The organism is Chryseobacterium polytrichastri (assembly GCF_900142445.1).
Taxonomy (GTDB): domain Bacteria; phylum Bacteroidota; class Bacteroidia; order Flavobacteriales; family Weeksellaceae; genus Chryseobacterium; species Chryseobacterium polytrichastri.
Genome location: NZ_FRAV01000012.1, coordinates 1 through 25233, shown reverse-complemented (window position 1 = coordinate 25233; position 25233 = coordinate 1). Strand labels below are relative to the sequence as shown.

The following is a 25233-nucleotide window of genomic DNA, read 5'->3' as shown; positions in this document are numbered from 1 at the left end:
ATATTTTTTGTAATTTTGCGGCATTAAAAAAAATATACATTTATGTCTAACATTACATTCACTATGATTAAGCCTGATGCTGTTGCAGACGGACATATCGGTGCTATATTAGGTAAAATTTCTGAAGGAGGTTTTAAGATCAAAGCTTTGAAATTAACTCAACTTACTGTTGCTGATGCAAAAAAATTCTACGAAGTACACGCTGAAAGACCTTTCTACGGAGAATTGGTAGAATTCATGAGTTCAGGACCAATTGTTGCTGCTGTTTTAGAAAAAGACAATGCAGTTGAAGATTTCAGAACTTTAATCGGAGCTACTAATCCAGCTGAAGCTGCAGAAGGAACGATCAGAAAGATGTTTGCAAGAAGCATCGGAGAGAATGCTGTTCATGGTTCAGACTCTAACGAGAATGCTCTTATCGAAGCTCAATTCCATTTTTCTGGAAGAGAGATTTTCTAATAAGAATTTTCTTTTTTACGATAAAAAAAAATCCAGAAGTAATTCTGGATTTTTTATTTTTCATGACATGTTGTCCTGTTTTATGGCAGATTTATAAATTATTTTCAATAGCACCCACTTTCTCCCGATATAATTCTATAGGTTTGTCGAGTAGTATTGCAATGATTGTCATGCTCTTATCAAGTCTTTCTTTTGGAATGTCAATATAAATAATTCCGGGTCTGTCACTCCAATATAATTTATTATAAATTTTATGATCAATCATTGAGCCCTCTCCAACAATTCGTATTCTCGCAATCCCATTTTTTATTCCTTTCAATGCAATAGGGCCGCTAGGTGTTCCTTCTACGAAAAGGTAAATCGTTTGCTTGTCTTTTGAAAGTGCGCTGTTTCCTGAATAATGTCCGTTTGGCAGTCCTTTTTCCGTTTCAAAAAGAGCTTCAGCATTTTTACTGATCCAATTAATAGTTTCAGTGTTGGTTTTTGATGATTTTGGAAGTTTCATGTCAAGTCCGTCACTTGTTAATCCTGATGTATTGAATATATTATTTCCGTCATGTAGTTCTTCTGCAATTTGATAAGTGGTTAATTTAGAATTATGATTTTCCAAAATTTGAACCAAAGAAGGTTTATCTTTTTTGATGGTATTTGAAAAGTTTATTTTATCATTAAAGTCCAATTCAATAACTGTTACATCCTGATCAAATTTTACATTTGAAAGATTTACCATCAGATTTCCGTAATTATCAGCTTTAAAATTTATTTTCGCATTATGATCTCCAATAATTTTTGCAGATTGGGGTATTGAATTTAAACCATCAATTTTTATGAAATCTTTTGCTTCTTCTAAATATAGAAATAACTTTTTTCCATCTTTTGACAGAGCAGATTTTCCTTTATAGTTTTCAAAAGGTAATCCTTTTGTGGTTCCATAGATGGCTTCTTTATTTTTTGATGTCCATCTTCCTAGGTTTTTTAAGATTTCAATTTGTTCAGAAGGGATAGTTCCGTCTGATTTTGGACCGATATCCAATAATAAATTTCCGCCCATGCTCAAAACGTCTGCGAATGTTCTCACAATCATATTTGGAGTTTTGTAATTCTTATCAAAGGGTTGATATCCCCAAGAATCATTCATTGTATAGCATAATTCCCAATACTTACTTTGTGGGGTAACAACCGGAATTCCCTGTTCTGGAGTTTCGTAATCCCCATGGGTATTTAACCTTGAATTGATAATAATATTCGGATTGTATTTTCTTAAATTTTCTAAAGTTTTGGGTGCTTGCCATTCCTCTGATGAATGTTCCCAATCTCCATCAAACCATAAAAGATCAGGCTTAAATTGATCAGAAAGCTCATTGAGCTGGCTTTGATAATAATTGATGAAATTTCCCCAACGCTTAGAATCGTGTTTAATATCGTAACGCTTTTTTGTTTTGGTATTGTTGTCGTAATAAGGATGGCTCCAATCGGGAAGAGAGTAGTAGAGCCCTGTTTTCAGCCCTGACTTTTTCAACTCAGAAACAAATGGTGTTAAGACGTCTTTTTGAGCCAATGAATTTTTAGAAATTGTTATTGCTTTTTCAGCCTTAGAGTCCCAAAGAGAAACGCCGTCGTGGTGTTTTGTGGTGATCACAGCATATTTTGCTCCTGAATCTTTAATTAATTTTACCCAGTCTTGAGGGTTGTAGTGTGAAGCAGAAAACCCGTTGAGCTGCTTCATATAATTTTCATGATTGATATAATTATTGAAAAAAGACCAGGATTCTGAAATTCCGTCTACAGAATAAATTCCCCAATGAATAAAGATCCCCAGTTTGGCATCCTGGAACCATTCCATTTTTTTAGTTTCAGGTTCTTGATTTTGCGCATTAAACGAAGATGTTATGATCATTAATATTAAAGAGAAAGCCTTGGCGGTTTTATGTTTCATTGTAACAATTTTCAAGGGTTAAAAATAATTAAAGGAAATAAAATATAGGCTTGTTTTTTGGTAATAATGAAGCTAAATGCAAATCAATTTTTAGAATAGGTCAATTTTTGAAAAAATATAAATTTATCTATTTTTAACAAGTTTGTATTCAGTTGATTGTGTTTTGTTGTGTGGGGTGTGGAAATGAAAATATTTTTCGTTAAAATTTTTCATTAAGTAAAAATACGTAATGAAAATTCAGTGTTTTTACGGATTTTTTATTTGAAATTAATGCTGATCTTTACATCAGCATTAGGAGCATAAGGATTTAAGCACTAAGGCTTAAAAAAGAAACTAATAACCATCATAAGTTCAAATTACTGAAAGAAGAAAGGCAGCCCTATAAAGAGCTGCCCTTTTCTATTTTTTTAGCGTTTAAAATACTTAGATTTTTAAAAGCTCAATGGTTCTTTCAGGATTTTCTGTGGAGAAAACTGCATTTCCTGCTACTAAAACATCTGCTCCGGCATCGAAAAGTTTAGAAGCGTTGTCTAAATTTACGCCTCCGTCTATTTGAATAAGAGCAGTAGAGTTGTTGCTTAGAATCATATCTTTAGTTTCAGCAATCTTCTTGTAAGTGTTTTCAATGAATTTTTGTCCTCCAAACCCTGGGTTTACACTCATTAATAATACAAGATCTACATCTGCAATAATATCTTCCAGCATCAAAACAGGTGTTGATGGGTTTAAAACAATTCCTGCTTTTGCTCCCAAATTTTGGATATGGTGAATTGTTCTGTGAAGATGAGTACACGCTTCGTAATGAATAGAAACAAGATCGGCACCGTGGTTGATGAATTCTTCCACATACTTTTCAGGCTCCACGATCATTAAATGTACGTCTACAAATTTCTTAGCATGCTGCTGAATTGTTTTCATCACAGGAAAACCAAATGAAATGTTGGGTACAAATCTACCGTCCATTACATCCACGTGCAACCAGTCGGCTTGAGAATTGTTCAGCATTTCAATGTCTCTTTGCAGATTCCCAAAGTCTGCAGATAAAAGGGAAGGAGCAATTAGCTTCGTTTTCATTTTTACTTTTTATACTTTTATTTTAGATTCAAGACATCAGATTTCAGATTTAAAAATTTACTTAACAATTTAGTCTGATATCCAGTGTCTCATATCTAATGTCTTATCTTAATGATATTTCAGCTTCATTTCAGGTTTTATTTCCAAGATTGTTTCGTAGATCAACTTAATGACATTCGCTACGTCTTCTTTGGAAACCATTTCTACCGTTGTATGCATATAGCGTAAAGGTAAAGAAATTAATGCGCTTGGAACTCCGCCGTTAGAGTGTGCAAAAGCATCTGTATCAGTACCTGTAGCTCTGCTTGCTGCTGCTCTTTGGAAAGGTATTTTTTTAGTTTTTGCGGTGTCAATAATCAATTCTCTGATCACATGATGTACACTTGGTGCAAAGAAAACTACAGGCCCGTCACCACATTTCTGATCGCCTTCTTTTTTCTTTTCAATCATTGGAGTCGTTGTGTCATGGGTAACATCAGTAACGATAGCAATATTAGGCTTTATGGTATCTGCAATCATATCAGCTCCATATAAACCTACTTCTTCCTGAACAGAATTAGTAATATATAATCCAAAAGGAATCGTTTTTTTGTTCTCTTTTAGAAGTCTTGCTACTTCCGCAATCATAAAACCACCAATTCTGTTGTCTAAAGCTCTACAAACAAAATAACGGTCATTCATTTCGAAGAACTCGTCAGGGTAAGTAATCATGCACCCAACATAGACTCCCATTTCTTCAACTTCTTTTTTAGTAACGGCCCCGCAGTCGATAAAAATATTGTCAATTTTAGGAATAGGTTCGTTCTGATTGGCTCCTCTTGTGTGAATGGCCGGCCATCCGAAAACTCCTTTTACAATTCCGTTTTCTCCGTGAATATGTACCACTTTTGAAGGGGCAATCGTTTGATCTGATCCTCCGTTTCGGATTACATAGATCAATCCGTCATCGGTGATGTAATTTACATACCAAGAGATCTCATCAGCATGTGCTTCAATCACTACTTTAAATTCGGCATGGGGATTAATTATCCCATAGCATGTTCCGTAATGATCTACTTCAATTTTATCAACATAAGGTTTAATATAGTCCATCCAGACTTCTTGCCCTTTGTGTTCGTAACCGGTTGGTGATGAAGTGTTTAAGTATTTTTCTAAAAATTTCAAAGATTTCTTCTCAAATTTCATAAAAAGGAATGATTTTTGCGTTTAATTTTCGTTATAATACTTGTAAAAATAATGAATTTTAGTAAGATTGTTTGTCTTTTTCTTTTCTTTTTTGGCGTCTTTGTTTTCGGACAAAAGGATTCCGTGATTGCAAAGCCTTTGAGTCAGTATCCGCAAGAGCTATTGAAAGTAGATGAATTTGGAAACAAATACTATTACGACGAAAGTCAAAAAGCCAGGATCTATGAGATCAACGGTGAAACGGTAGTAGCGATGGATGAGTTGGTATTAGTGAACAAACCTAAATTCAATAATCAGCTAGATAAAAATTATTATTATTTTCTTAATAAAAAATTATACAGAGTTTATCCTTTATTTGTAACCGCACTTCAGCAGTATAGAGATATTCAAAAGGAAATGACGGATTTGGATAGTAAAGCGAAAAGAAAATATGTGAGAGACAGACAGAGTATGCTGGCTGATCAATATGAAAAGCAACTGCGAGATCTTACCACAACGGAAGGGCAGGTTTTTGCAAAATTAATGAACAGAGCAACAGGCCAAAGTGTATTTGAAATTATTAAGGAATTAAGAGGAGGGTTTAACGCATTTTGGTGGAATCTAAAAGGTAAAATGGCAGATATAGATTTGAAAGACCTATACAATCCTCATAAAAACAGAACAGACGAATTTTTAGAATCTCTTCTACAATCCAATTGGAATTCCGGCTACCTTCAGCCGTATCCTGGAGCAAGCACATTTAAAGTAACGAAATAAATAAAATACCTGTAAGTGATTACAGGTATTTTTCTTTTAGTTTATTGAATACGATTTGATCAGATGGTAATGAAAATGGATTATTGGCAGTATTTATAGAGATCCATTCTGCTTTTTCGATACCACTATCAAGTATTTTAAAATTTTCTTCATTTAAAATATTAGCTATATAGTATATGGTAAGAAGCTGTTCATCATTTCGGAAATGAGAGGGGATTAAATTTTCCTGCGTATATAAATGTTCAGTGACCTCTATTTTTACATTAAGTTCTTCATCAAATTCTCGAGTAAGACATTCAATAAGACCTTCGCCATATTCTAAACCTCCTCCGGGGAACTTTAAAAGTACATTTCCACGAAATCTTTCAAATAGACCTAAAACCGAATTTTTCTTTATGACACAAGCATAAGTTCTGATGTTAAATTTATTTATCATAGTTAATGATTTGGATAACTAAATTAAATATTTTATCTCTTTCCTAGGTGATTTTTGTTTTCAATTGTGTTCAGTATGTGTAAGTTTTTTTTATTAATGACTTTTTCTCATGACTAACATATCTAAAAAAAATACCTGTAATTACTTACAGGTATTTTTCTTTTAGTTTATCGAATACTATTTTGTCTATAGGCAAAGAAAAAGGATTGTCTGGTCTGTCGATAGAAACCCATTCTGTTTTTTCGATGCATGGATCCATGATAAGGAAATCTTCTTCGTTGGTAATATTTACGATATAATATATGGTAAGCAGCTGTTCGTTTTTTCTGAAACGCGAAACCAGAAAATCTTCTTGGGTATAAAGATGTTCTACGATTTCTACTTTCACATTGAGCTCTTCATCAAACTCGCGGTGTAAACATTCAATAAGCCCTTCTCCGTATTCTAAGCCACCTCCCGGAAATTTCATTAAAGCTTCACCTACGTATTCTTCAAATAATGTCAGAACTTTTTTGTCTTTAACGGCACAGGCGTACACTCTAACGTTGATCTTATCTATCATATTATAATAATTTGTAAAGCTAAATTAAGGAAATTTGATTAAAAATAGATGAGAAGTTGGAAGATGGATGGAGGAAGTTTACTCCTATATATAAGGATGTAAATCTTTCATCTTCTAACTTCTGTTCTTGGTTTACAGTTTCACCGCATTAATCATTTCTCTTTTCCCTGGTGGGCCTTGTTTTTTTTCTACCTTAAAATTAAGCTCCTGTAGAATTCGTCTTACGCTTCCTTTAGAAGAGTAAGTTGTTAATAAGCCGTTAATACTCATTTTGTTGGAAACCATTTCAAATAATGGCATTTCCCAAAGATCAGGCTGAACTCTCGCTCCGAAACAGTCGTAGTAAACAAGATTAATTTTAGGTAACTCTATGTCTTTCAGGTCAAAGAAGTCACATTGTATCTTTTTTAAAGTAAACCCTTTAATGATTTCAACTGATTTTCCCCATTCTGCCTGATGAATTTTTTGATAAATTTCTTTTAATTCTGGGTTATCAAAATGCTCAAAGTAGGCTAAACTTTCAATTTCTGATTCATTTATGGGATACTTTTCGAGGGAAAAATAGTTGATGATATGATTTTTGTCAGTTTTTAAATATTCATTAATTGTAACCAAAACATTCAAACCTGTTCCAAAACCGAGTTCTAAAATATTAATTTCGTAATCATTTACTAAATTTAATCCGTTTTTAATAAACACGTGTTCTGCTTCTTGCAGGGCTCCGTGATGAGAATGGTAGTTTTCATTTAAATCGTTGATAAACAAAGTTTTACTACCGTCGTTTGTGGTTTTAATTTCTCGTTTCAAGCTTTTTTTTGTCAAATTTAACGTAAAATTTTTATATTTAGAAAATTATGTTAAATTTGTAGAACATCATAAAAAATTTTAGAAATGATAATTCAAAAAACTGAAAACTCAAGAATTTCTACATTCGACCCAAATAATTTTTCATTCGGTGATACTTTCATTGATCATATGATCATTTGTGAGTATGAGAATGGGAAATGGGGTGACGTAAAATTAATTCCTTATGGTCCGCTATTATTTACGCCTGCTATGATGGGGGTAAATTACGGGCAGGCTTGCTTTGAAGGTATGAAGGCCTATAAAGATAAGGATGGACAGGTTTTCCTTTTCAGGCCTGAAAAGAATTTTGAGCGTATCAATAAATCAGCTACACGTCTTGCAATGCCGGAAGTTACAGAAGAAATGTTTCTGGATGGTTTAAAAGCGTTAGTAGATTTAGACAGAGGATGGATTCCTTCAGGAGAAGGAACATCATTGTATCTAAGACCATTGATCTTCGCTACAGAAGAAGTTCTTAAAGCAAGAGTTTCTAACAAATATATGTTCGCTATTGTTGCAACACCTGCAAAAAGCTACTATACAGAACCGGTTTCTGTAAAAATTTCAGACCATTATTCAAGAGCGGCTAGTGGTGGTGTAGGTTCTGCTAAAGCAGCAGGAAACTATGCAGCTTCTTTTTACCCGACTCAGTTGGCGATCGAAGAAGGATATGAGCAAATTATCTGGACAGATGATGCTACGCACGAATATTTTGAAGAAAGTGGAACAATGAATGTGTTCGTTAGAATTAACGATACAATCTATACGCCGCCAACTTCTGAGAAGATTTTAGATGGGGTAACAAGAGATAGTTTCATTCAGTTGGCTAAGAAAAGAGGAATTGAAGTAAAGGTTGAACCAATTGCTGTAAAGACTGTTGTAGAAGCACAAAAGAACGGAACTTTGAAAGAAGTTTGGGGAGTGGGAACTGCAGTTGTAACCACTGTTTTCCAAGCATTAGGTTATAATGGAGTAAAGCTACAGTTGCCTGTACTTTCTGATAATGAAAGTTATGCAGCTACCCTTAAAAATGATTTAGTAAGTATTCAGACAAACAATGCAGAGGATACTTTCGGATGGAGATTATTGGTTGAGAAAAATGTTCTAGAAACAGTTTAATTCAACCTCCATATAATATACTAAAGCCAAGATTTTCTTGGCTTTTTTTTGTTTTCTATTTGTGCTTGTTTTTAGTGTGTTAATAATGGTTATGTAAAAGCTAGTTTAAACTTTTAATGTATGTTGTTGGTGAATCTCGAAGGAGCAAAAAGTGCTTAGTTTTTTTGAAGTTTAAGGTGCAAGAATTTTTAAATATTTAATGAAGGCTTCGCCTCCGCTCAGCCTGACAGTGGATAATATTGTGAATAGTATTAGCGTTGTCAGGCTGAGCGGAGGCGAAGCCTCTATTATTAACTATGTTTATATTCTTCCAGATGATAATAAGGTGTAAACCTTAAAATTAATTTTTAAACGCAAAGTTTTACGATAAACAGGTTTTGTTTCTAGGAAGCAAAGAGTTGCGACAAAGTCGCTGATTAAGCTAGCTTCATAAGAATCAATATGATTGATTCAATTCTTTGCTCCCTTACACATAACAGAATTAAAAATAAATCTTTGCGTTAAAAAACTTTTTAATCTTTGTTTATCCTTGCAATATAAAGTGAAACTATTCATACCTTCTTTAAAATTTGAATAATTTAAAACAAAGAAAAAATAAAAAAGTTTTATTTAATATCTTCTTCAAGTTTTTGTAATGATTCCTGAAATGCGTATTTTCGCAAAAGTTTATGAAAAAAATACTCTTCATATCAGTAATAAGCCTGTTGAGCTGTCATAGTAATACACAGTCTCATCCTCCTGTGGGTGGAGTTTTAAGTAAAAAAGATCTGGATGTCTCTAAAGACAGAATGAAGAATCTTAATTCAATAGAAAGAAACCAGATTCAGCAATGGATCGGGATGCAATCTGTGAAATTTTATCCTACACAGCTTAATTACTGGGTAACTGCCGAAGGTTTTGATAAGAGAGAAGCAAGACAAGATAATTCCCTTATTTCTTACTCTTATGATCTGTATGATTTTGATGATACCAAGATCTATGAAGAACCTGTTGCAAGAAGAGATGCCAAATTTGGACATTTTGATGAATTAAAAGCGGTAGAAAATGCGTTACGTTTTATACATGATGGAGAAGAAGTTACCCTTTTGGTGCCGTCTGCACTGGCTTATGGAACCTTTGGAGACGAGAAAAAAATAGATAACGATATCCCATTGATCATAAAATTAAAAGCATTATAAATGAAATTGTTTAACAAGAATATAATTCTGGCAGCGGCTAGTATCTCGCTGATGAGTTGTACACCAATTTATAAAAAAATGAACGTAGACAAAGAAACTTACGAAGGGCTTAAAGACGGACTTTATGCTAATCTTCAAACAACTAAAGGAAACCTTATTGTAAAGTTTGAAGACAAAAAATCGCCTGTAACTGTGGCTAACTTTGTTGGTCTTGCAGAAGGAAAGATCGATAACAAATCTAAGGCTAAAGGAGTTCCTTTTTATGACGGAACTATTTTCCACAGAGTAATTAAAGATTTCATGATCCAGGGAGGTGATCCTAAAGGAACAGGAGCTGGAGATCCGGGATATAAATTCGAGGACGAAAGAAATGATCTTCACCACACAGGAAAAGGTATTTTATCAATGGCGAATTCTGGACCTAATACCAACGGTTCTCAGTTCTTCATTACTGAAGTAGCTACGCCTTGGTTAGACGGAAAACACACAATCTTCGGAGCAGTAGTAAAGGGTAACGATGTTATTGATGCCATTGCTAATGTAGATAAAGGAGCTCAGGATAAGCCTAAAACTGATATTGTACTTGAAAAAGTATCTATTTTCAGCAAAGGAGACGAGTACAAGCACTACGATGCAGCAAAAACTTTCACTGAAGGTAAGGCTAAGATCGCTGAAAACAATAAAGCGTATGTTGCTAAAGAAGAGGCTGACAGAAAGAAGAAAGAAGAAGAATTCAAAGCGAATCAGTTGAAAATGGTTGAGGATTTACAGGCAGGAATGCAAAAAACTGAATCAGGATTATACTACAAAATCACTAAAACGACTGATGGAAAAGCTCCAAAATCGGGTGACAATATTTCTGTACATTATGCAGGAAAATTGGTAGATGGAACCGAGTTTGATTCTTCATTCAAAAGAAATGAGCCAATCGAAATTCCAATCGGAATGGGTAGAGTAATCAAAGGATGGGATGAAGGTATCCTATTATTGAAACAAGGTGAAACTGCTACTTTATTGATTCCACCAACATTGGGTTATGGAGAAAGAGGAGCAGGAGGAGTGATTCCACCAAACGCATGGTTAGTATTCGATGTTGAGCTTGTGAAAGTTCCATAATTGAAGCTTTATGATATTGAAAGCCGTCCGAAAGGGCGGCTTTTTTTGTTTTATACAGGTAAGTGTTTGAAAATTAAGTAGAAGTACGGATTCCCGTAAGGTGTAGAGAGTATATGTTTATAAATTTCACCATAATTTATAATATAATATTTAAAGCTCTGTTAATATGGAAAAATCGTACTCTAAAAGAATCAGGAACATTGATAATTACTTGAAATTTTTTTTAAATGAGAATGAAAATTTTTATTTTGGACTTCCTTTCGATGAATATCAGAAAAGTTCATTATTAGACAAATATAATTTGCCTAAAACATTTCCTAATAACTCTATTAATGTAATGCCAAGTGCAAAAGGTTCAGTTACAAAAGCTAATCTTAATGGAAAGTATGTAAGAAAGGTTCCTGAGGAGTTTGAGGTAATAATGAAAAGAATTGATTATGTAAGAAAAAAAGATAGGGTTAGAATAAAATATGATAGAAAATATGAAGTTTATAAAAAGGTTTTGCTACATCAATTTAAATCAAAATTATTTTTTAATTTAAATCTGCATGGAGAAAAGTTGTTTATATCAGAAAAATTAAACTATGATAAGAAAGATACTATGAGGCTAACACATATAGCAAATGTTTTTTGTGAAATTTTCAATTATTTTGAGATATATGATAAAGATTTAAACCCTGCAATTCATTTTAATACAAAATTTGATGAATTAATTTTACCATCAGGAACATTAGACGATCAAAACAATTTTGATGAATTAATAGAGATAAGTAAGAGGTTTAATAAAAATGAGCAAAAACAACAAGCGGTACAAAAGAGATTACAAATATTAAAGTCATATAAGCCTGATATACGTGGTAAAGGACCAAATGGCTTCCTTGGATATATTGTTTTTTGCTTTTCTGACTTAGATATTGTAATATTAGAAACAATGTATTCAGATAATGCAACTTATGTTTTTACAAAGAAAAATTTTGAAAATAATATTATCAATAATAAACAGACTGTGTTAAATCAAAAATTACACGAAAAAAGATTTGTACATAAGGAAAATTGGGAGGAGCTAATAAGAAAATATATGGAAAAATTAGGTAAAAAACCTATGTGAAAATATTAATAATATAAAAATGTTATTTAAAAACAAGCAAAACTAATTTATAAATTATTTAACAAGAGTATTTTTATATTTCAATGAAACACTAAATTTTCCCTACTTTAGCCCAAAATAAGATCAATGCAAAAGATTTCTCAACTCGTTTTCCTATTCTGTGTAGCCCTCATTTCGGGGCAAGGCAAAAGATTCTTTGAAGATGGAGAGGTTCAATTAAAAAATCCGGTTGAGAAAATCAATTTAACCTATACAGCGGATCTTCCTTTGGTAAAAGTTCATATCAATGGAAAGATGTATAATTTCCTGTTTGATTCCGGGGCACCAACTGTGATTTCTACAGCGATTTACAACGAACTAAATCTTGAAAAAAAGCATTCAAGCAAAGTAAAAGATTCACAGAAAAATAAGCACGAACAAATCTTCACACAGCTGCCTGAAATGACGGTAGACAATGTAGTTTTCAAAAATATCGGAGCGATTGTGATGGATTTTAATGGAGAATTGGGTTGTTTTAAAATTGATGGTATTTTAGGTGCGAACCAAATGGCAAAACTGTTTTGGAGAATCAATTACTCAGAAAATTCTATTGAAACAACCAACGATTTGGCAAATTTTGATTTGAAAAGTTATGAAACGGTTATTCCATTTGATGCAAAAACGCAGAAAACGCCAACCGTAATTGCTAAAATATTAGATAAAAAAATAGAATTGACTTTCGATACAGGATTCACAGGAAAACTGAAAATCGCAGACAGCTATTATAATCCTAAAAAAGTAACACAAGTAGTAGAAACCTTCGGAACGAATTCTGTTGGCGCATTTGGGGCCGGAAAACCTGTTTCCGGGTATATTTTCAGGACAGATGAATTGGTCATAGGAGATAAAGCCTTTCCAAACGAAATGGTGATGACCGGAAATACAAGCCTGATCGGGAATGATTTTTTCAAAGATTTTATCTTCATCATGGATTGGAAAAATAATAAGATCTACATGAAGCACATCAAAAAAAGCCCACCAAAATTTGAATCTTTCGGCTTTGGCTATCGTTTCATTGATACGAAACCTGTGGTGGTGTTTGTCTTTAAAGACAGTGGTTTGCCTATTCAGATTGGTGATGCTATTCTAAGCATTAATAATGTAGATCTTGATCATCTGAATGAAGAATCTGCTTGCCATTATATGATCAATAGAGTAGAGAAGGACTACAAAACCATTGAGATAAAGGTAAAAAGAGAAGGCAAGATCCTTGATTTTAAACTCGATAAAAAAGAGTATTTGAAATCATTATAAAATCTTTTAAACTTAAAACCATAGACCTCTTTTCAATTTGAAAGAGGTTCTTGTTTGGTGATACTATTTCAGATTTGAAACTATTCAACTCTGCCCAAAACAATGCAGACAAATTATTCTCCTGTAACCAAACACGTAGTATTAGCGATGTCATCCTGAGCATAAACTGAAGGTTTACGAATGTAGTTCACGAAGGATCTATAATAAACTGATTAAGCGTAATTTTCATTAAGTTTGTTAGTATATGATTCTGGCTTATCACGCTGAATTACTGTATTTAGATTCCTGCGGAATGACCAAAGTGAATGTTGTTTCTATATCTTAACATAAACGAACCAAAAAGTAGTCAATAGGTATTTCTTACATAATATCTAGATTAAAATATAATGTTCAGTCTTAATACTGATCGGTGTAATCAGCTTCATCAGCGAGAAATCAATTAAAACCGTTCTGAGATGAATCACCTAATTCCCCTGACTTATTTTAGCTTTAAAAATATTCAATTATTTAACATAAAGTATGTTAAAATATTCTTAATTTCATAGGAGCTAACCACAAAAATAGTACACAATGAAAAGTAAATTTAACACCTTGTTTCTACTGCTTTTTTTGGCAGTAAGTTCTTTACAAACAATGAAAGCGCAAACGGCTTCATGCCCAAGTTGGGGGCCTTACCTTGAAGGTTTTGACATGGCTAATTCCGGAGAGCTCTGGTATTCGGAAGCGATGGCAGATAATACCTGCAAAAAAGTAAATACGTATTATTCTACCCTCAATTTCTCTTTAGGTCCGAGAGGCGGATATGCTGGAATTCAGTATAAACCTAACGAAATTTATAACAATATTTTCTCTATGTGGGATCTTCAGGATTCTAATGTTCCGCAATGTACTACAGAATATGTTGCTCCGAATACTTATGTGGATGGTTTTGGTGGTGAGGGAACAGGTCTTCATACCGATAACCCAATGCCATGGACGCCAGGAACTTGGTATGCAACGGTTGTAAGAAGATGGTCAACCGGTGATGGGAAAACCAGAATAGGATTTTTCATGTACAACTATGGGACCCAAAAATGGAAACATTATGTAACGATTATTACTCCTGAAAATGATGCTAAATTTACCGGAACAAAACTTGGAAGTTTTGTAGAGAATTGGAATGCGACGGCAAGCAAAGCTACCCGTTGCGGTTATTTCAGGAACTTCTGGAGCATGAATGCACAAGGAAACTGGTCAAAGCCCGCAAGATATACTGCAGCGGCAGGAACAGGTTCTTGGGGTGCAGAAACAGCATTTAACAATACCGCTATCAAAGTAACGTCTTGCGGAACAACTCCGGCTCCTGTAGGGAGTTCTGTAACTTTCAATAGTATTACACAAGATGGTACAAAACCTAGTACCGCTTTACCGATTACGGTAACTACAGTAACACCTTCTTACAATGCAGGCAATAATTCGATGAATGTGTCTTGGGCAAGTTCAGAAACAACAAGCCCACAGCTTTCTTACAAAGTTTCTCTATACACGGAAGCCAGTTGGGGAAGTGGATATACGCCTGTTGCGGTGGTGACAGGAATTCGTCCCGATCAAAGAAGTGCATCAGTGCCACTTCCTGCTAATTCTCAACCCGGAAAATATTATGTAAGCGTGGTACTTGAAGATATCTTTAAACAGACTTCTAATTTTGGATATAATTCTTTAATGGTAAGCAATATCGTACAACCTGTAACTGTTGATCCTAATGCTTTTTATAGAATTAAATGTGTAGGAAGCGGACAATATATTACTCCGGCCAATTACAGTAGTGCAGTGAATACAAAAATGGTTCAGCAACCATTAAACAGCAATTTGGAACAACAGTGGAAATTAGAAAAAACTGGAAATAACTATATCATCATTAACCGTGCATCCGGCTTGGCGATTGATGTTCCTGCTTCTAATGTTACAAATGGAACAAGCTTGGTTCAGTATTCTAAACATGGCGGCAATAACCAGCAATGGGTATTGAGACCTTATACTTCAAACACGATTGTTATTGGAACTGCACTGTCGAATATGAAAGCGATGGATAATCCGGCCAATTCACAAACTGCAGGGACCAATATCAATATTTGGGATCAGGATATGAACGGAGCTGCAGGCGTGAATCATCAATGGGTGCTTGAAGCTGTTTCTGGGAATGCTATGAAGGAAACAACCAATGTTTTAACAGAGAACAATCAACTATCTACGGTATATCCCAATCCTGTAAAACAGGGAGAAAATTTGTATATCAATCTTCCAGAACAAGATTCTTATGAATTGAAAATTGTGAATATTGAAGGATTAACTATCAACTCTCAAAACGTAAGAGGAGGGAAGGCATCAGTATCTACTTCAGGTTTAAGAAGCGGAGTCTATTTTTATAATGCTAAAAGTACTACCCAAACTATTTCAGGGAAGTTTACGGTGCAATAAGGCTTCTTTGACTTTAAAAGTATAAACCCGTCTTGTTTTACAGGGCGGGTTTGTATATTCTTATATAAGCATGGCAAGCAAAATCAATGAGATCAATCAGTAATTTGATTCATATTTGCTTTTATCATTTCCGTGCTGCCCCATTCTTTTAAATATTTTCCCCTAGTCATTAAGTAATTATTTATCTTTGGTTTATTAATCAATGGCTCATAAAATCTTAAATACGGATATCGAACAGTCTCTTGCTAATCTGTTAAAGTTGGCGGAAATACATTGTTGGAATAAAATATCTGATAATTATTTATTTATACTTTCTGAGATTAAAGATTCTGATTTTCAATACCATAAGAAAGATGGTGGAAATGCTAATAAGCAAAGTGCTCTTCTAGATTTAAACTTGGCCACTGAAATGTTAGAAAAAGAGTATGCTGATCTTTATGATATTAATTTTTATATTTTTAAAGCGAAAAAGTTTCATACAATTATTGAAATTCAATATTATAGGAAATCTAGCTTAGATAAAGAATTTTTCGAGACAATTAAAGATAATCAGCCGATGTTTCATTCGAAAATAGCAATGCCGATGTATGCTAAGGATGGAAAAAAGTTTGACATTAATTGGAAGTCAGGAGGATTTATTCATTCATGTAAAATGTTCATTTATAATTTTAAGTATAGAAAAAGAATAAAAATGTATAGTAAAGAACATTATTAAAATAAATAAATCCCAACTAAAAAGTTGGGATTTTATGTGTATATTCTATTTAAATCAATGAATTAAATAAGAGTTTTAATTGACTGCTAAACAGAAAGATTGTTTTCAAATTTAATTTTATTAATTAAAGGGTTCGCATACATCGCCAAAAAATATTCTTTCGAAACGGCATCAGATAAATCGAGGCGCATATCAAGTCTTCTCATAAATAATTGCTTTTCCTTTTCTGTGTATTGCTCGGCATACGTATTCGAGTTATGAAGCAAGTCGTAGGCTATATATTTGGTAGGCCAAAGTTTATAATTCTGTATGATAGAATCATCAATAATCTGGGCAATTGCCTGCAACTGTTTATTTTTATTATCAAACTTTGTGGCAATATCATCCAGTTCAGTATCTAATACTTTACCTGCATTGATGTGAATTCGTTTCTTTTGTCCCAAGACTCCACTTAGCATGGTTGTAAAGTCTTCATCCTTGTCTTTAATATATTCCTCATCTCTGTGCTTTGCAAGAAGCTGTGGCATCTTTAGCATATCGGTAGGATCATATTCGTAAGAAATAGATATCGGAACAATTTTCAGGCTTTTAAAGTAATCAATCAATGACAAATCTCCTGCAGACATTGCAAGCATTTTTAAAACACCCTGCTGCGTAGCATCATTTCCATCTTTAGTTCTGCCTTCACGCTGTGCGATCCATACTGAGCGTTTTTCGTGATGTAAAAGCTGATCAATATATTCAGACATGAGTTGTGAGCTCTTTAGTTGCTCACGAAGAGGTAATCCTCTTTGCACTAAGAAATTACGGTTCAGTTTAGCCAGTACATGTAAAAATGATTTCTGAACAAGATTATCACCAATGGCTGACGAAGTCATAATGTGACCTTGCTCTAGCAGAACCAGATTAAGAAGAGAGGTGTCCAAAACAATATCTCTATGATTCGAAACGAAAAGATAGGGTGTATTCTTATCCAATTGATCGAATCCTGAGATCGTTAAACCTTCAGAGCTCTTTTCAAGGATTTTACGAATGGTATAGGAGATAAAATTGCTCTGAAAATCACTGATAGAGTGTGTGTTTTTAAATTTACTCAACCAAACCTGTCTTCCAACATCAGGAAAAGTAAAGCTCATTAAGGCTTTCATCATAGGATCACGAGCTATTCCACGTAATGCGTCATTGACTTCATTATCGTAAAAAGGCCTGATTTCATCGAACTTCGACATGTAATTATTTAAAATTAAAACTATTTGCAAAAGAACAAAAATTTATTGAAGGCACCTGAATGTTTTTGAAAGTATATTGCTAATCTGAATTTCAAAAGTAATTTATTCCCTATTTATGCAGGTTTACAAAAAGTATATTAATCGTTTTTATGCTTCAAAATTTCAAAATGCATGTATTTAGCTACCACATTTTTAAAGCATATATTAACTTTGATACTTTGTATATGGATATTTTATAGTTTATTGCCTTTGTTTTTGTGGCAAAAACGGGAAAAATTCTGGTTTATTTTATATTTGAGTTTAATTCAATTTTTCATTTTGTTATGTAAAGATTGGTTAATTTGCTTTTACTCTGCTTTTATGAACATATCCTTGCTTTCCTTCATTTGTTTTCACCAACCACCAATCTCCTTGATTTTCTAGTACATCAATTGATTCTCCTGACTTTATTTTTTGTAAAATTTCTGATGAGGCGTTTTTATCTTTTCTGAGATTGGTATAACCGTCTGGATCTTGGATTATAAATGATTTTGAAACAGTATTGTTTGTATCTTTATCAAAAATGCTAAGGTTTTCAGTGAATAATTTTAATCTTTCGAAATTGTAATAATTATTTTTTTCTAATTTATTCTTAATTGTAAGGTATTTATGTAGAAAGCTTTGAACAGTACCAAGGTCGGCAATATTTAGTGATTTCTCACATAAAAAAGCAATACTTTGCTCGCTTTCAAAGTATTCATTAGGCTTTTTCATAATCATTTCTAATATATCTCCAAGAGAACTATATCCAGTCCCTTCTTTAGCTTCAGACATTAATTCTTGCGTTTTTCCTTCATATACAATATTCTCTATATCATCTAATACTCCTTTTCTAAGTATAAACTGATTATTAATACCTTTACTGAAAATTAGATCATGAAAGCTGATTGCATTATCAAAAGGAAAATCTTTAAAAACAAATTTCATTAAATCTTTATCTTTATTATATCCATAATGAACAACTAAATCCTTTATAAGATAAGGGGCTTGCATTTTTAAAAGATTCAGTGAAAGATTATCTTTATTAAAAATATATTTGTTGTAATAATATAAGATATTTTGATTTATATAAAATTCATTATCAGAATCACTATCTTGAATTAAAATATAATTTTGATTTTTTATTGCAATTTCAGGAAAATCAGAAATCCTCAATGCAACAATATCATTTTTATATTTGGTGACATCAATACTAAAAACGTCCTTAATTCTACTATTAAAGACTTCTTTTTCTGGAAATTTATAATTGAATTGCTGTAAACTTTTAAGCCCTTGGGTAATAATATGAGTTGAGAGAGAATCATAGTTGAATTTTTTACCATCACCTTCATTAACTATATTATATGGAGCTGAAATTAACTCTTCCATTTTATTGTTTTTTTGTTTATTACATGATATTGTAATTATCATAATCAAGATGTAAATCCATTTTAAATATAATTGTAAGTTCATGGTTGATTTTCATTTGTGTTATTTTAGATCTACTAATTTACTTTCACTCTACTTTTATGAACATATCCTTGCTTTCCTTCACTTGTTTTCACCAACCACCAATCTCCTTGATTTTCTAATACATCAATTGATTCTCCTGATTTTATTTGTTGTAAGATTTCTGAGGAAGTATTTTTATCTTTTCTGAGATTAGTATAGCCATCTGGATCAGAAACTTTATAAGAATAAAGTTTTTTATTTATTTCGTTAGAAATTAAATTTATTTTAGAATTTGATATTATGTAGCTTTCGTAGCCATCTGTTTTATTTTCTTGTACTTTATCTTTGATTTCTTTTTCAGTTTTTGCAAGTGTGTTTAAGTCCTTTTGTGAAACAATATAATTGTTATTAAGTAATATTTTTACTGCATTATAATCTTCTTGTTGAATTGCTTGTTGCATTAAATCATTTAATTTTGAACCTTCAATTTTGTATTTAGTGATAAAATATTGAAGCCAACTACTATTGGTATAATGTTGGAGATCGAAGAAAGTTTCGTTGTTTAGTAAATAAGATAAATTTGAAATATCAAAATCTTCAATTAATGGATGTTGCTCATTATATAACATTAACTTTTTTTTGAAATTTTCAATTTCAGAATCTGTTTTATTTAAATCATCAGGGGTAAATTTTATGTTTGTCCCTTCATTAAACATATCTGTGAATTTTATTTTTTCCATCTTATCTTTCACTTGTTTTGTGCTTAAAGTAGGACTTTCTTTTTTCTGCCCATTACAGCTTATATTGAAAAGAAAGGATAAAATGTAAAGCCATTTTAAATATGATTGTAGGTTCATAGCTAATTTATCATTGTATTTTTCTTAAAGTATATTTTTTGTTTTTTCCGTTTGAAAAATTAATGTCAATGTAAGGGCAGGACCATATATAGTTTTGACCATCAAAAATTAATGTGCCGAAATCTTTGGTTTTGTTTAGTGCCCAACTTTCTGTATTGTCTAAAGACTTTACATATTTAAGTTTTATAGAGTTATCTTTTTTAATAGGGGATAGTAAATAATATTGGTATAATTGAAATCCTTTTGCTAGATATGTAATAGAATCTTTAGAAATATTTAAATGAATTTCATGTATATCTCGCCAATCTTCATCATTCTTATTTATAACTAATGAGTATTTACCTAACCATTTGTTATTTGAACTTTTATATGTGTTTTTCTGATAAAGAAAAACTTTAAGATAGCTATTAAAAATATTAGTTAATCTATTTGATGATTCTTTAGAAGATGATAAATTTTCTTTTTTCTCAATGTTGATTTTGGGATTTGAGTTTACATAAATAGGTTCTGAATATCTATATGTTGTACATTCTCCATTTTTTAAAGTTTTATTAAAAGTGAATTTATAAGTAGACTTTCCTGTTTCTCCCAATATTTCACTTTCAATAATTGAATCCTGAGTTTTTGTATTTATTAATACTTTAACATTTTCTCCTTCTGAAGAATTTATAAAAAGGGTGGTGTCTTTTACTTTCTGAAAAAAATCATTTTTAACTATTCCCCTATTATAATCTTTAGTTTTGGAATCAGTTTTTTTGCAATCCAAAAATGATAATAATGCTAAGAGATAAAGACTTATGAAATTTTTCATAGTTGCTAATTTGCTTTCACTCTATTTTTATGAACATATCCTTGCTTTCCTTCATTAGTTTTCACCAACCACCAATCTCCTTGATTTTCTAATACATCAATCAATTCTCCCGACTTTATTTGTTGTAAGATTTCTGAGGAGGCATTTTTGTCTTTTCTGAGATTGGTATAGCCATCCGGATCTTGGATGCTATAATTAGGAGTGGAATTATTTTCAATTATATATTTTGATATAATTGAATATATATTTTTAGCATAAAAATTTTTCTCTGATGAATTAAGTTTATTTAATAAGTTCTCTCCTAAAATGGGTGAAATATCTGTGAACTTTTTTTCCTGTGTTTTAAAATTTGTATAGAATGAAGGACCTAGTTGTATCTGAATTTTTGGCATCGTCTCTAATTTTTTAACTAAAGGAATATATCCTAATGTCGATTGATTTTTGGGATCTAATAATAACAATTTTTTATCTGCGGAATTTTTTATATATCCTAAATTCATATCTAAAAAATCTTGATCAATAAGGTATTGTTCAAACATCTTAATAGCATAATCCACCAACGATGAGTCGTTATACTTTACACTTTGTTGAATGAAAAAAAATGGATTTTCCAAAAAAACTTCAATAAGAGTACTTTCATAAAGCTCAATTCCATTATAAGAAATAAGTTCATTTTTAGATACTTCTGATAAAATATAGAAAGCATTGCTATCGGATAATTGAACAATTCTAATAAGTAATAGCTGAGAAAGTAAGGAGGATTTAAATTCATCATCTTCTGTTTTAATATCTTTTAGATACTTGATGAAATTATTTCTATAGTTTTTATCAAGAAGATCTTTAATTTTTAAATCTTCAATATAATGACCTTCATATTGATATTTTTTAAGATCAATATCATCTTTTTTAAAGATCGTATTATCTATAGTGATTCTATCGATTAGTCTTTCTTCATTATTCATGATAGATTTATTATCCAGCGTATTATCAAGATCTTTTTTTCCCTCTTGACATGAAAATAGTATCCAGAAAAATATTAGAAGGTGTTTTTTCATTTTTTCTTAATTTTCACCCATTCTATTGACCTTGCTTCATTTCCTACACCTTGTATGAAATATTTATTGTTTACTATCTTAATTATAAAATTGGGATAATCAGATGAGCAATTAGCTTCTTTCCCATTAAAATATAGCTCTAACATATTGTCTTTTTCTTTTGCTAAATATTTTCCATTACATCTAATTGGTTCATGATAAGTATTTGTTTCTAAAAAAGCTTCTTTATCATTAATATGAAAATAATATGTGATGGAAGCCATTCCCGTTGTCGTTGATTCAGTTTCAGCAGATACTTCAAAATCACCTTGATATTTTTGAGGAATATTTATTTTTTTGAACAAAATTTTGAACATTTTTATTGTTATTTTCTTTGCAGGAAGAAATTAAAAAGCATGCAACAAAAATTCCAAAAAAGTATGTAATGAAATTATTTTTATAATTTAATAAATTTGCCATTATTGTCAATTTTATAATTAAGAACAGTTTCGGTAATTTCTGGTTTTGTCTTTTTACCTATAATATCTCCATTTTCATTAATTTCAATATTATTAACAGAATATTTAGTAAGTTTTATTGTTTTATCTTTATTTATTACAAATGTTCTGTAATATTCAATTTCAAAAGTAAATCTACAATCAAGCAATAACTGATCAATTAATTTATCATTTTTATAACTGTTAAGTTGTATGTTTACAATATTAATGTCATTTTCACCATAAGTATTGTATGTAATTAGTTTACAATAAGCTTTATTAGGAAAATTGAATGTTTCAATATTAAAATATTTTGTATTAGCTTTTGGATTAATATCAAAATCATTTTCCTTGATAGGTAGTCCCACCTCATTTTGATTAAATTCTAATAAATCCTTTTCGTTTATATTAATGCTGTATTCTGAGGTCTCTTTATCATATCTATAGATTTTTTTTACTTGTTCAGAACTATAAGGTAGATTATTTTTTATATTACTATTTTCAGTGTTTTCCTTATTTTTTGGCAACACTATATTTTTTTTACGAGTATTTTCATTGCATGAAAACAATATAGTTGAACATGAAATTATTAAGATCTTATTTATCATTCTTTATTTCTTTAAAATCCATTAATAGTCTTTTAGATAATAATTAAAAGATCATAAGTATTTTTTGTACTTTTTTTAGAAGCCTATTAACTAAAATAATAATATTAATGCCCTTATTCCCATTTAATTATTCTTTTTTAGTTCTTGCCAATCTTTATTTTGAAACACACTATGAGTGATCGTTTATTTTGTCAATTTTATAGGGACATTTTGTTTAAACTGAGTAGTTTTTTCATCCCAATATTTTAATAGTGATGATTGAATATATTTTTCACTATTTTTTTTAATAATTTTAAACAATAAATCTCCATCTTTTAATGTATCTATCATTCTTGTATCATATCCTGAACATTTTGTCATTTCACCATCATAATATAGATATAATTGGTTGTCATTAATGTATGGTAGACAATATATTTCACAAGCAGGCAGATCACCTTCATAAAAAGTTATTTTTTCGGAATCTAGTTTAAGATTATACTTTTTGTAAAGTTGATCATAATTATTATTATCGAAAGTGTATACGCCTTTCCATTCCGAAATATTAATGCTTTTTGTATTTAGCTCTCTTTTTGTATTTAATATTTTTTTGTCATAACTATCATCATCATCTTCAGAAAGCTTTCGGATAAAATATTTTTGTATATTTTTTTCATTTTCTATTGGAAATGTATATAATTCACGAGATCCTTTATTGTCTGTAAGATAGTAGTAAGACATCGCATTTATTTCAACTTTGTAAGATTTATTATTAATATTAACATCTGCAGATGTCCAAGAATCCACGGCGGGAGATATTAAATTTATTATTTCTGAGTTTTCATTTTTTTTACCATTAGAAAGGATTTCTTTAATATCATTTTCATTTATTAACCAACGAGAACACAATAAATAGTCATAAATATTAGTGTTGATATTTTTATAACATGTCTTTTTAATATTTTTGACAATAATATTTTCGCTATTTTTTATTATTTTGGATTCTATCTTTGTCTTTTCATTTTTTTCCCCTGTTGAGCATGAAAAAAATTGTATTAACAGAATAAAAATTATAATATTTTTCATTATTAATTATTTAGTATTAAAATAAGATAACATTGCATCATAAACATCTTGACCTTCTTTGGGTTCTTTACTACAAAGCTTTTCATGAACTTTTACATTATCAATTGTTAAATTAAAATTATTAAGTAAAAATTTCAATAAACAAGCTACAGATTTTGCTTGAGCATCAGTAACTGGTTCCCAATGATGGTGTGGTATTTTATCATATTTAGGCCCAATCCTTTTATTCCCATCTTTATCAAAAGAGTATCCAGAGGTTTCAATACCGATACTATTATTATTACCCCATCCAGCATTTTTTGTTGATTGAAATTGTGCTACTCCCATATGTGATCCTCTTTTATTAAGGCCAATAGTTTGATAAACTGTTCCATCATAATCAATTACAAAATGTGCACCATAGCCAGCCTTTTCCATATGACTTAATGTGCCAGATGCCTTACCACCAGCTGTTCTATGCAAAACAATAATTTCCGTTTTCCTTGTCATTAAACTTTTATTGCAACTCTCAATCTTATTCTTAGTTATTAGATGATTTTCAATAAATCCATCAACTACATTTCCTTCAGTGCATTTTCCCGTTATATTAGAAGGCTTATTTTCTATCTCATTTTCACATTTTTCAATTTTTCTATATTGAAGACCTTCAGTTATGTATTTTTGAACAGAGGTTTTGATTTCAGATTTCATTAATTTACCATCTTTAACAATGTCCATTCCTTTATTGTTTGTATAGGCAGAAACTCTTTTTTTTCTCAATTTTTCACTTTCGAAGGGTCTGTCTAATTTTTGTAAACTATCAGCAAAAACAACATGCTCTGGTAATCCAGATGATGCAGGAAACAAGACTTGTAAATAAAAATCAATGAATTCAACATTTTTTCCTCTTAAAGGTTCAAAATGTTTTTTTACATAATCTAATTGTTGAATAGCTGTCATATCAGCAAATTCTTTTACTCTTTTTAAATTCCAATCTTCTTTTTTCTTTGTTTCTTTATTATATTTTTTTCCGTAGTAATTCTTTACTGTTTCAACGGTAACTTCTTTTCCTAAAAGAGCTTTTGCTGTTGTTGGCATGAATTGAATTAACCCTGTACCACCTGAATTTGTTTGATTAGGAGCATCTGGCTTAAAAGTGCCCGCACTTTCCCAAGCGAAAACAGCCATTAAATTATTTGCCATTTCCATTTTTCGACTTTCCCCCCATAAATCTTTACAAATCTCAACCACTTTCTTCCTAAACTCACAACTTACTTTTGCTCCCCAAATTAAATCTTTATACTGTTCTTGGCAAATACAAGTAGAACTAGCTTTCCCCACCTCACTTTTCTCCATCTTCCACGGACTTCTTCCGTTATCCAGAACTTTTGGTTTTTCCTCTATATCTACATTGATAATTGGAGATTTGGTAGAGATATAAAG

24 protein-coding genes are annotated in these 25233 nt (G+C 31.3%); 9 read left to right on the top strand and 15 right to left on the bottom strand.

Annotation, left to right across the window (positions count from 1 at the left end; genetic code table 11):
- The first annotated feature begins 42 nt into the window (after positions 1 to 42).
- Positions 43 to 459 carry a nucleoside-diphosphate kinase gene (locus BUB80_RS09205; RefSeq protein WP_073292639.1) on the top strand — a complete coding sequence of 139 codons (417 nt, stop codon included), beginning with the start codon at positions 43 to 45 and terminating at the stop codon, positions 457 to 459.
- 91 nt (positions 460 to 550) lie between these two features.
- Here BUB80_RS09205 and BUB80_RS09200 read toward each other — a convergent pair whose 3' ends face one another.
- The 3 genes from BUB80_RS09200 to chrP form a co-directional block, all read right to left on the bottom strand.
- Positions 551 to 2395, bottom strand: a complete 1845-nt coding sequence (locus BUB80_RS09200; RefSeq protein WP_073292638.1) for an alpha-L-fucosidase — start codon at positions 2393 to 2395, stop codon at positions 551 to 553.
- Between the two features lie 423 nt (positions 2396 to 2818).
- On the bottom strand, positions 2819 to 3469 hold the full coding sequence (gene rpe / locus BUB80_RS09195; RefSeq protein ID WP_073292637.1) for a ribulose-phosphate 3-epimerase: 651 nt from the start codon (positions 3467 to 3469) through the stop codon (positions 2819 to 2821).
- A gap of 108 nt (positions 3470 to 3577) precedes the next feature.
- The gene (gene chrP / locus BUB80_RS09190; RefSeq protein ID WP_073292636.1) at positions 3578 to 4654 is read right to left on the bottom strand and encodes a chryseobasin maturation metalloprotease ChrP; all 1077 of its coding nucleotides are present in this window, start codon (positions 4652 to 4654) and stop codon (positions 3578 to 3580) included.
- Between the two features lie 51 nt (positions 4655 to 4705).
- Between chrP and BUB80_RS09185 the strand changes: the two genes are divergently transcribed.
- A complete protein-coding gene (locus BUB80_RS09185) occupies positions 4706 to 5410 on the top strand; it encodes a DUF4294 domain-containing protein (protein WP_073292635.1) in 705 nt (234 codons plus the stop codon).
- A 19-nt stretch (positions 5411 to 5429) separates the two neighbouring features.
- Here the strand turns inward: BUB80_RS09185 and BUB80_RS09180 are convergent, their stop codons facing one another.
- The 3 genes from BUB80_RS09180 to mnmD all read right to left on the bottom strand — a co-directional run bounded on the left by BUB80_RS09180 (position 5430) and on the right by mnmD (position 7215).
- Entirely contained in the window at positions 5430 to 5846 is a 417-nt protein-coding gene (locus BUB80_RS09180; protein WP_073292634.1) for an NUDIX domain-containing protein, read from the bottom strand.
- Between the two features lie 145 nt (positions 5847 to 5991).
- Positions 5992 to 6408 carry an NUDIX domain-containing protein gene (locus BUB80_RS09175; RefSeq protein ID WP_073292633.1) on the bottom strand — a complete coding sequence of 139 codons (417 nt, stop codon included), beginning with the start codon at positions 6406 to 6408 and terminating at the stop codon, positions 5992 to 5994.
- 132 nt (positions 6409 to 6540) lie between these two features.
- Positions 6541 to 7215 (bottom strand): tRNA (5-methylaminomethyl-2-thiouridine)(34)-methyltransferase MnmC2, encoded by a 675-nt coding sequence (gene mnmD / locus BUB80_RS09170; RefSeq protein ID WP_073292721.1) that lies wholly within the window; start codon positions 7213 to 7215, stop codon positions 6541 to 6543.
- 84 nt (positions 7216 to 7299) lie between these two features.
- Here mnmD and BUB80_RS09165 point away from each other — a divergent pair, with 84 nt between their 5' ends.
- From BUB80_RS09165 to BUB80_RS09135, 7 genes are all read left to right on the top strand, one after another.
- Positions 7300 to 8373, top strand: coding sequence for a branched-chain amino acid aminotransferase (locus BUB80_RS09165; RefSeq protein ID WP_073292632.1), 1074 nt, complete (start codon positions 7300 to 7302; stop codon positions 8371 to 8373).
- Positions 8374 to 9041: 668 nt separating this feature from the next.
- On the top strand, positions 9042 to 9551 hold the full coding sequence (locus tag BUB80_RS09160) for an FKBP-type peptidyl-prolyl cis-trans isomerase (RefSeq protein ID WP_073292631.1): 510 nt from the start codon (positions 9042 to 9044) through the stop codon (positions 9549 to 9551).
- A 78-nt stretch (positions 9552 to 9629) separates the two neighbouring features.
- Positions 9630 to 10667, top strand: coding sequence for a peptidylprolyl isomerase (locus BUB80_RS09155; RefSeq protein WP_228433754.1), 1038 nt, complete (start codon positions 9630 to 9632; stop codon positions 10665 to 10667).
- 166 nt (positions 10668 to 10833) lie between these two features.
- Positions 10834 to 11775: a hypothetical protein gene (locus BUB80_RS09150; protein ID WP_073292629.1), complete on the top strand. Its 942-nt coding sequence runs from the start codon at positions 10834 to 10836 to the stop codon at positions 11773 to 11775.
- A gap of 126 nt (positions 11776 to 11901) precedes the next feature.
- The gene (locus tag BUB80_RS09145) at positions 11902 to 13068 is read left to right on the top strand and encodes an aspartyl protease family protein (RefSeq protein WP_073292628.1); all 1167 of its coding nucleotides are present in this window, start codon (positions 11902 to 11904) and stop codon (positions 13066 to 13068) included.
- A gap of 570 nt (positions 13069 to 13638) precedes the next feature.
- Positions 13639 to 15525 (top strand): DUF3472 domain-containing protein, encoded by a 1887-nt coding sequence (locus tag BUB80_RS09140; protein WP_073292627.1) that lies wholly within the window; start codon positions 13639 to 13641, stop codon positions 15523 to 15525.
- Positions 15526 to 15727: 202 nt separating this feature from the next.
- Entirely contained in the window at positions 15728 to 16240 is a 513-nt protein-coding gene (locus BUB80_RS09135) for a hypothetical protein (RefSeq protein WP_073292626.1), read from the top strand.
- Positions 16241 to 16326: 86 nt separating this feature from the next.
- On the opposite strand, the gene BUB80_RS09130 is transcribed toward BUB80_RS09135, so the two are convergent.
- The 9 genes from BUB80_RS09130 to BUB80_RS09090 form a co-directional block, all read right to left on the bottom strand.
- Complete coding sequence (locus BUB80_RS09130) at positions 16327 to 17469, bottom strand: 1-acyl-sn-glycerol-3-phosphate acyltransferase (protein ID WP_073292625.1); 1143 nt, start codon at positions 17467 to 17469, stop codon at positions 16327 to 16329.
- A 336-nt stretch (positions 17470 to 17805) separates the two neighbouring features.
- On the bottom strand, positions 17806 to 18876 hold the full coding sequence (locus BUB80_RS09125) for an SH3 domain-containing protein (RefSeq protein ID WP_175549588.1): 1071 nt from the start codon (positions 18874 to 18876) through the stop codon (positions 17806 to 17808).
- Positions 18877 to 18992: 116 nt separating this feature from the next.
- Positions 18993 to 19679 carry an SH3 domain-containing protein gene (locus BUB80_RS09120; protein WP_175549587.1) on the bottom strand — a complete coding sequence of 229 codons (687 nt, stop codon included), beginning with the start codon at positions 19677 to 19679 and terminating at the stop codon, positions 18993 to 18995.
- 127 nt (positions 19680 to 19806) lie between these two features.
- Positions 19807 to 20607, bottom strand: a complete 801-nt coding sequence (locus BUB80_RS09115; protein WP_073292622.1) for a hypothetical protein — start codon at positions 20605 to 20607, stop codon at positions 19807 to 19809.
- A gap of 5 nt (positions 20608 to 20612) precedes the next feature.
- Positions 20613 to 21662 (bottom strand): SH3 domain-containing protein, encoded by a 1050-nt coding sequence (locus BUB80_RS09110; protein WP_073292621.1) that lies wholly within the window; start codon positions 21660 to 21662, stop codon positions 20613 to 20615.
- Positions 21659 to 22018, bottom strand: a complete 360-nt coding sequence (locus BUB80_RS09105; protein ID WP_073292620.1) for a hypothetical protein — start codon at positions 22016 to 22018, stop codon at positions 21659 to 21661. The genes BUB80_RS09110 and BUB80_RS09105 overlap by 4 nt, the downstream gene beginning before the upstream one ends.
- An 80-nt stretch (positions 22019 to 22098) precedes the next feature.
- Entirely contained in the window at positions 22099 to 22746 is a 648-nt protein-coding gene (locus BUB80_RS09100; protein ID WP_073292619.1) for a hypothetical protein, read from the bottom strand.
- A 183-nt stretch (positions 22747 to 22929) separates the two neighbouring features.
- On the bottom strand, positions 22930 to 23811 hold the full coding sequence (locus BUB80_RS09095) for a hypothetical protein (protein ID WP_073292618.1): 882 nt from the start codon (positions 23809 to 23811) through the stop codon (positions 22930 to 22932).
- 6 nt (positions 23812 to 23817) lie between these two features.
- A partial coding sequence (locus BUB80_RS09090; protein WP_175549585.1) for an N-acetylmuramoyl-L-alanine amidase occupies positions 23818 to 25233 on the bottom strand: 1416 nt, incomplete at its 5' end.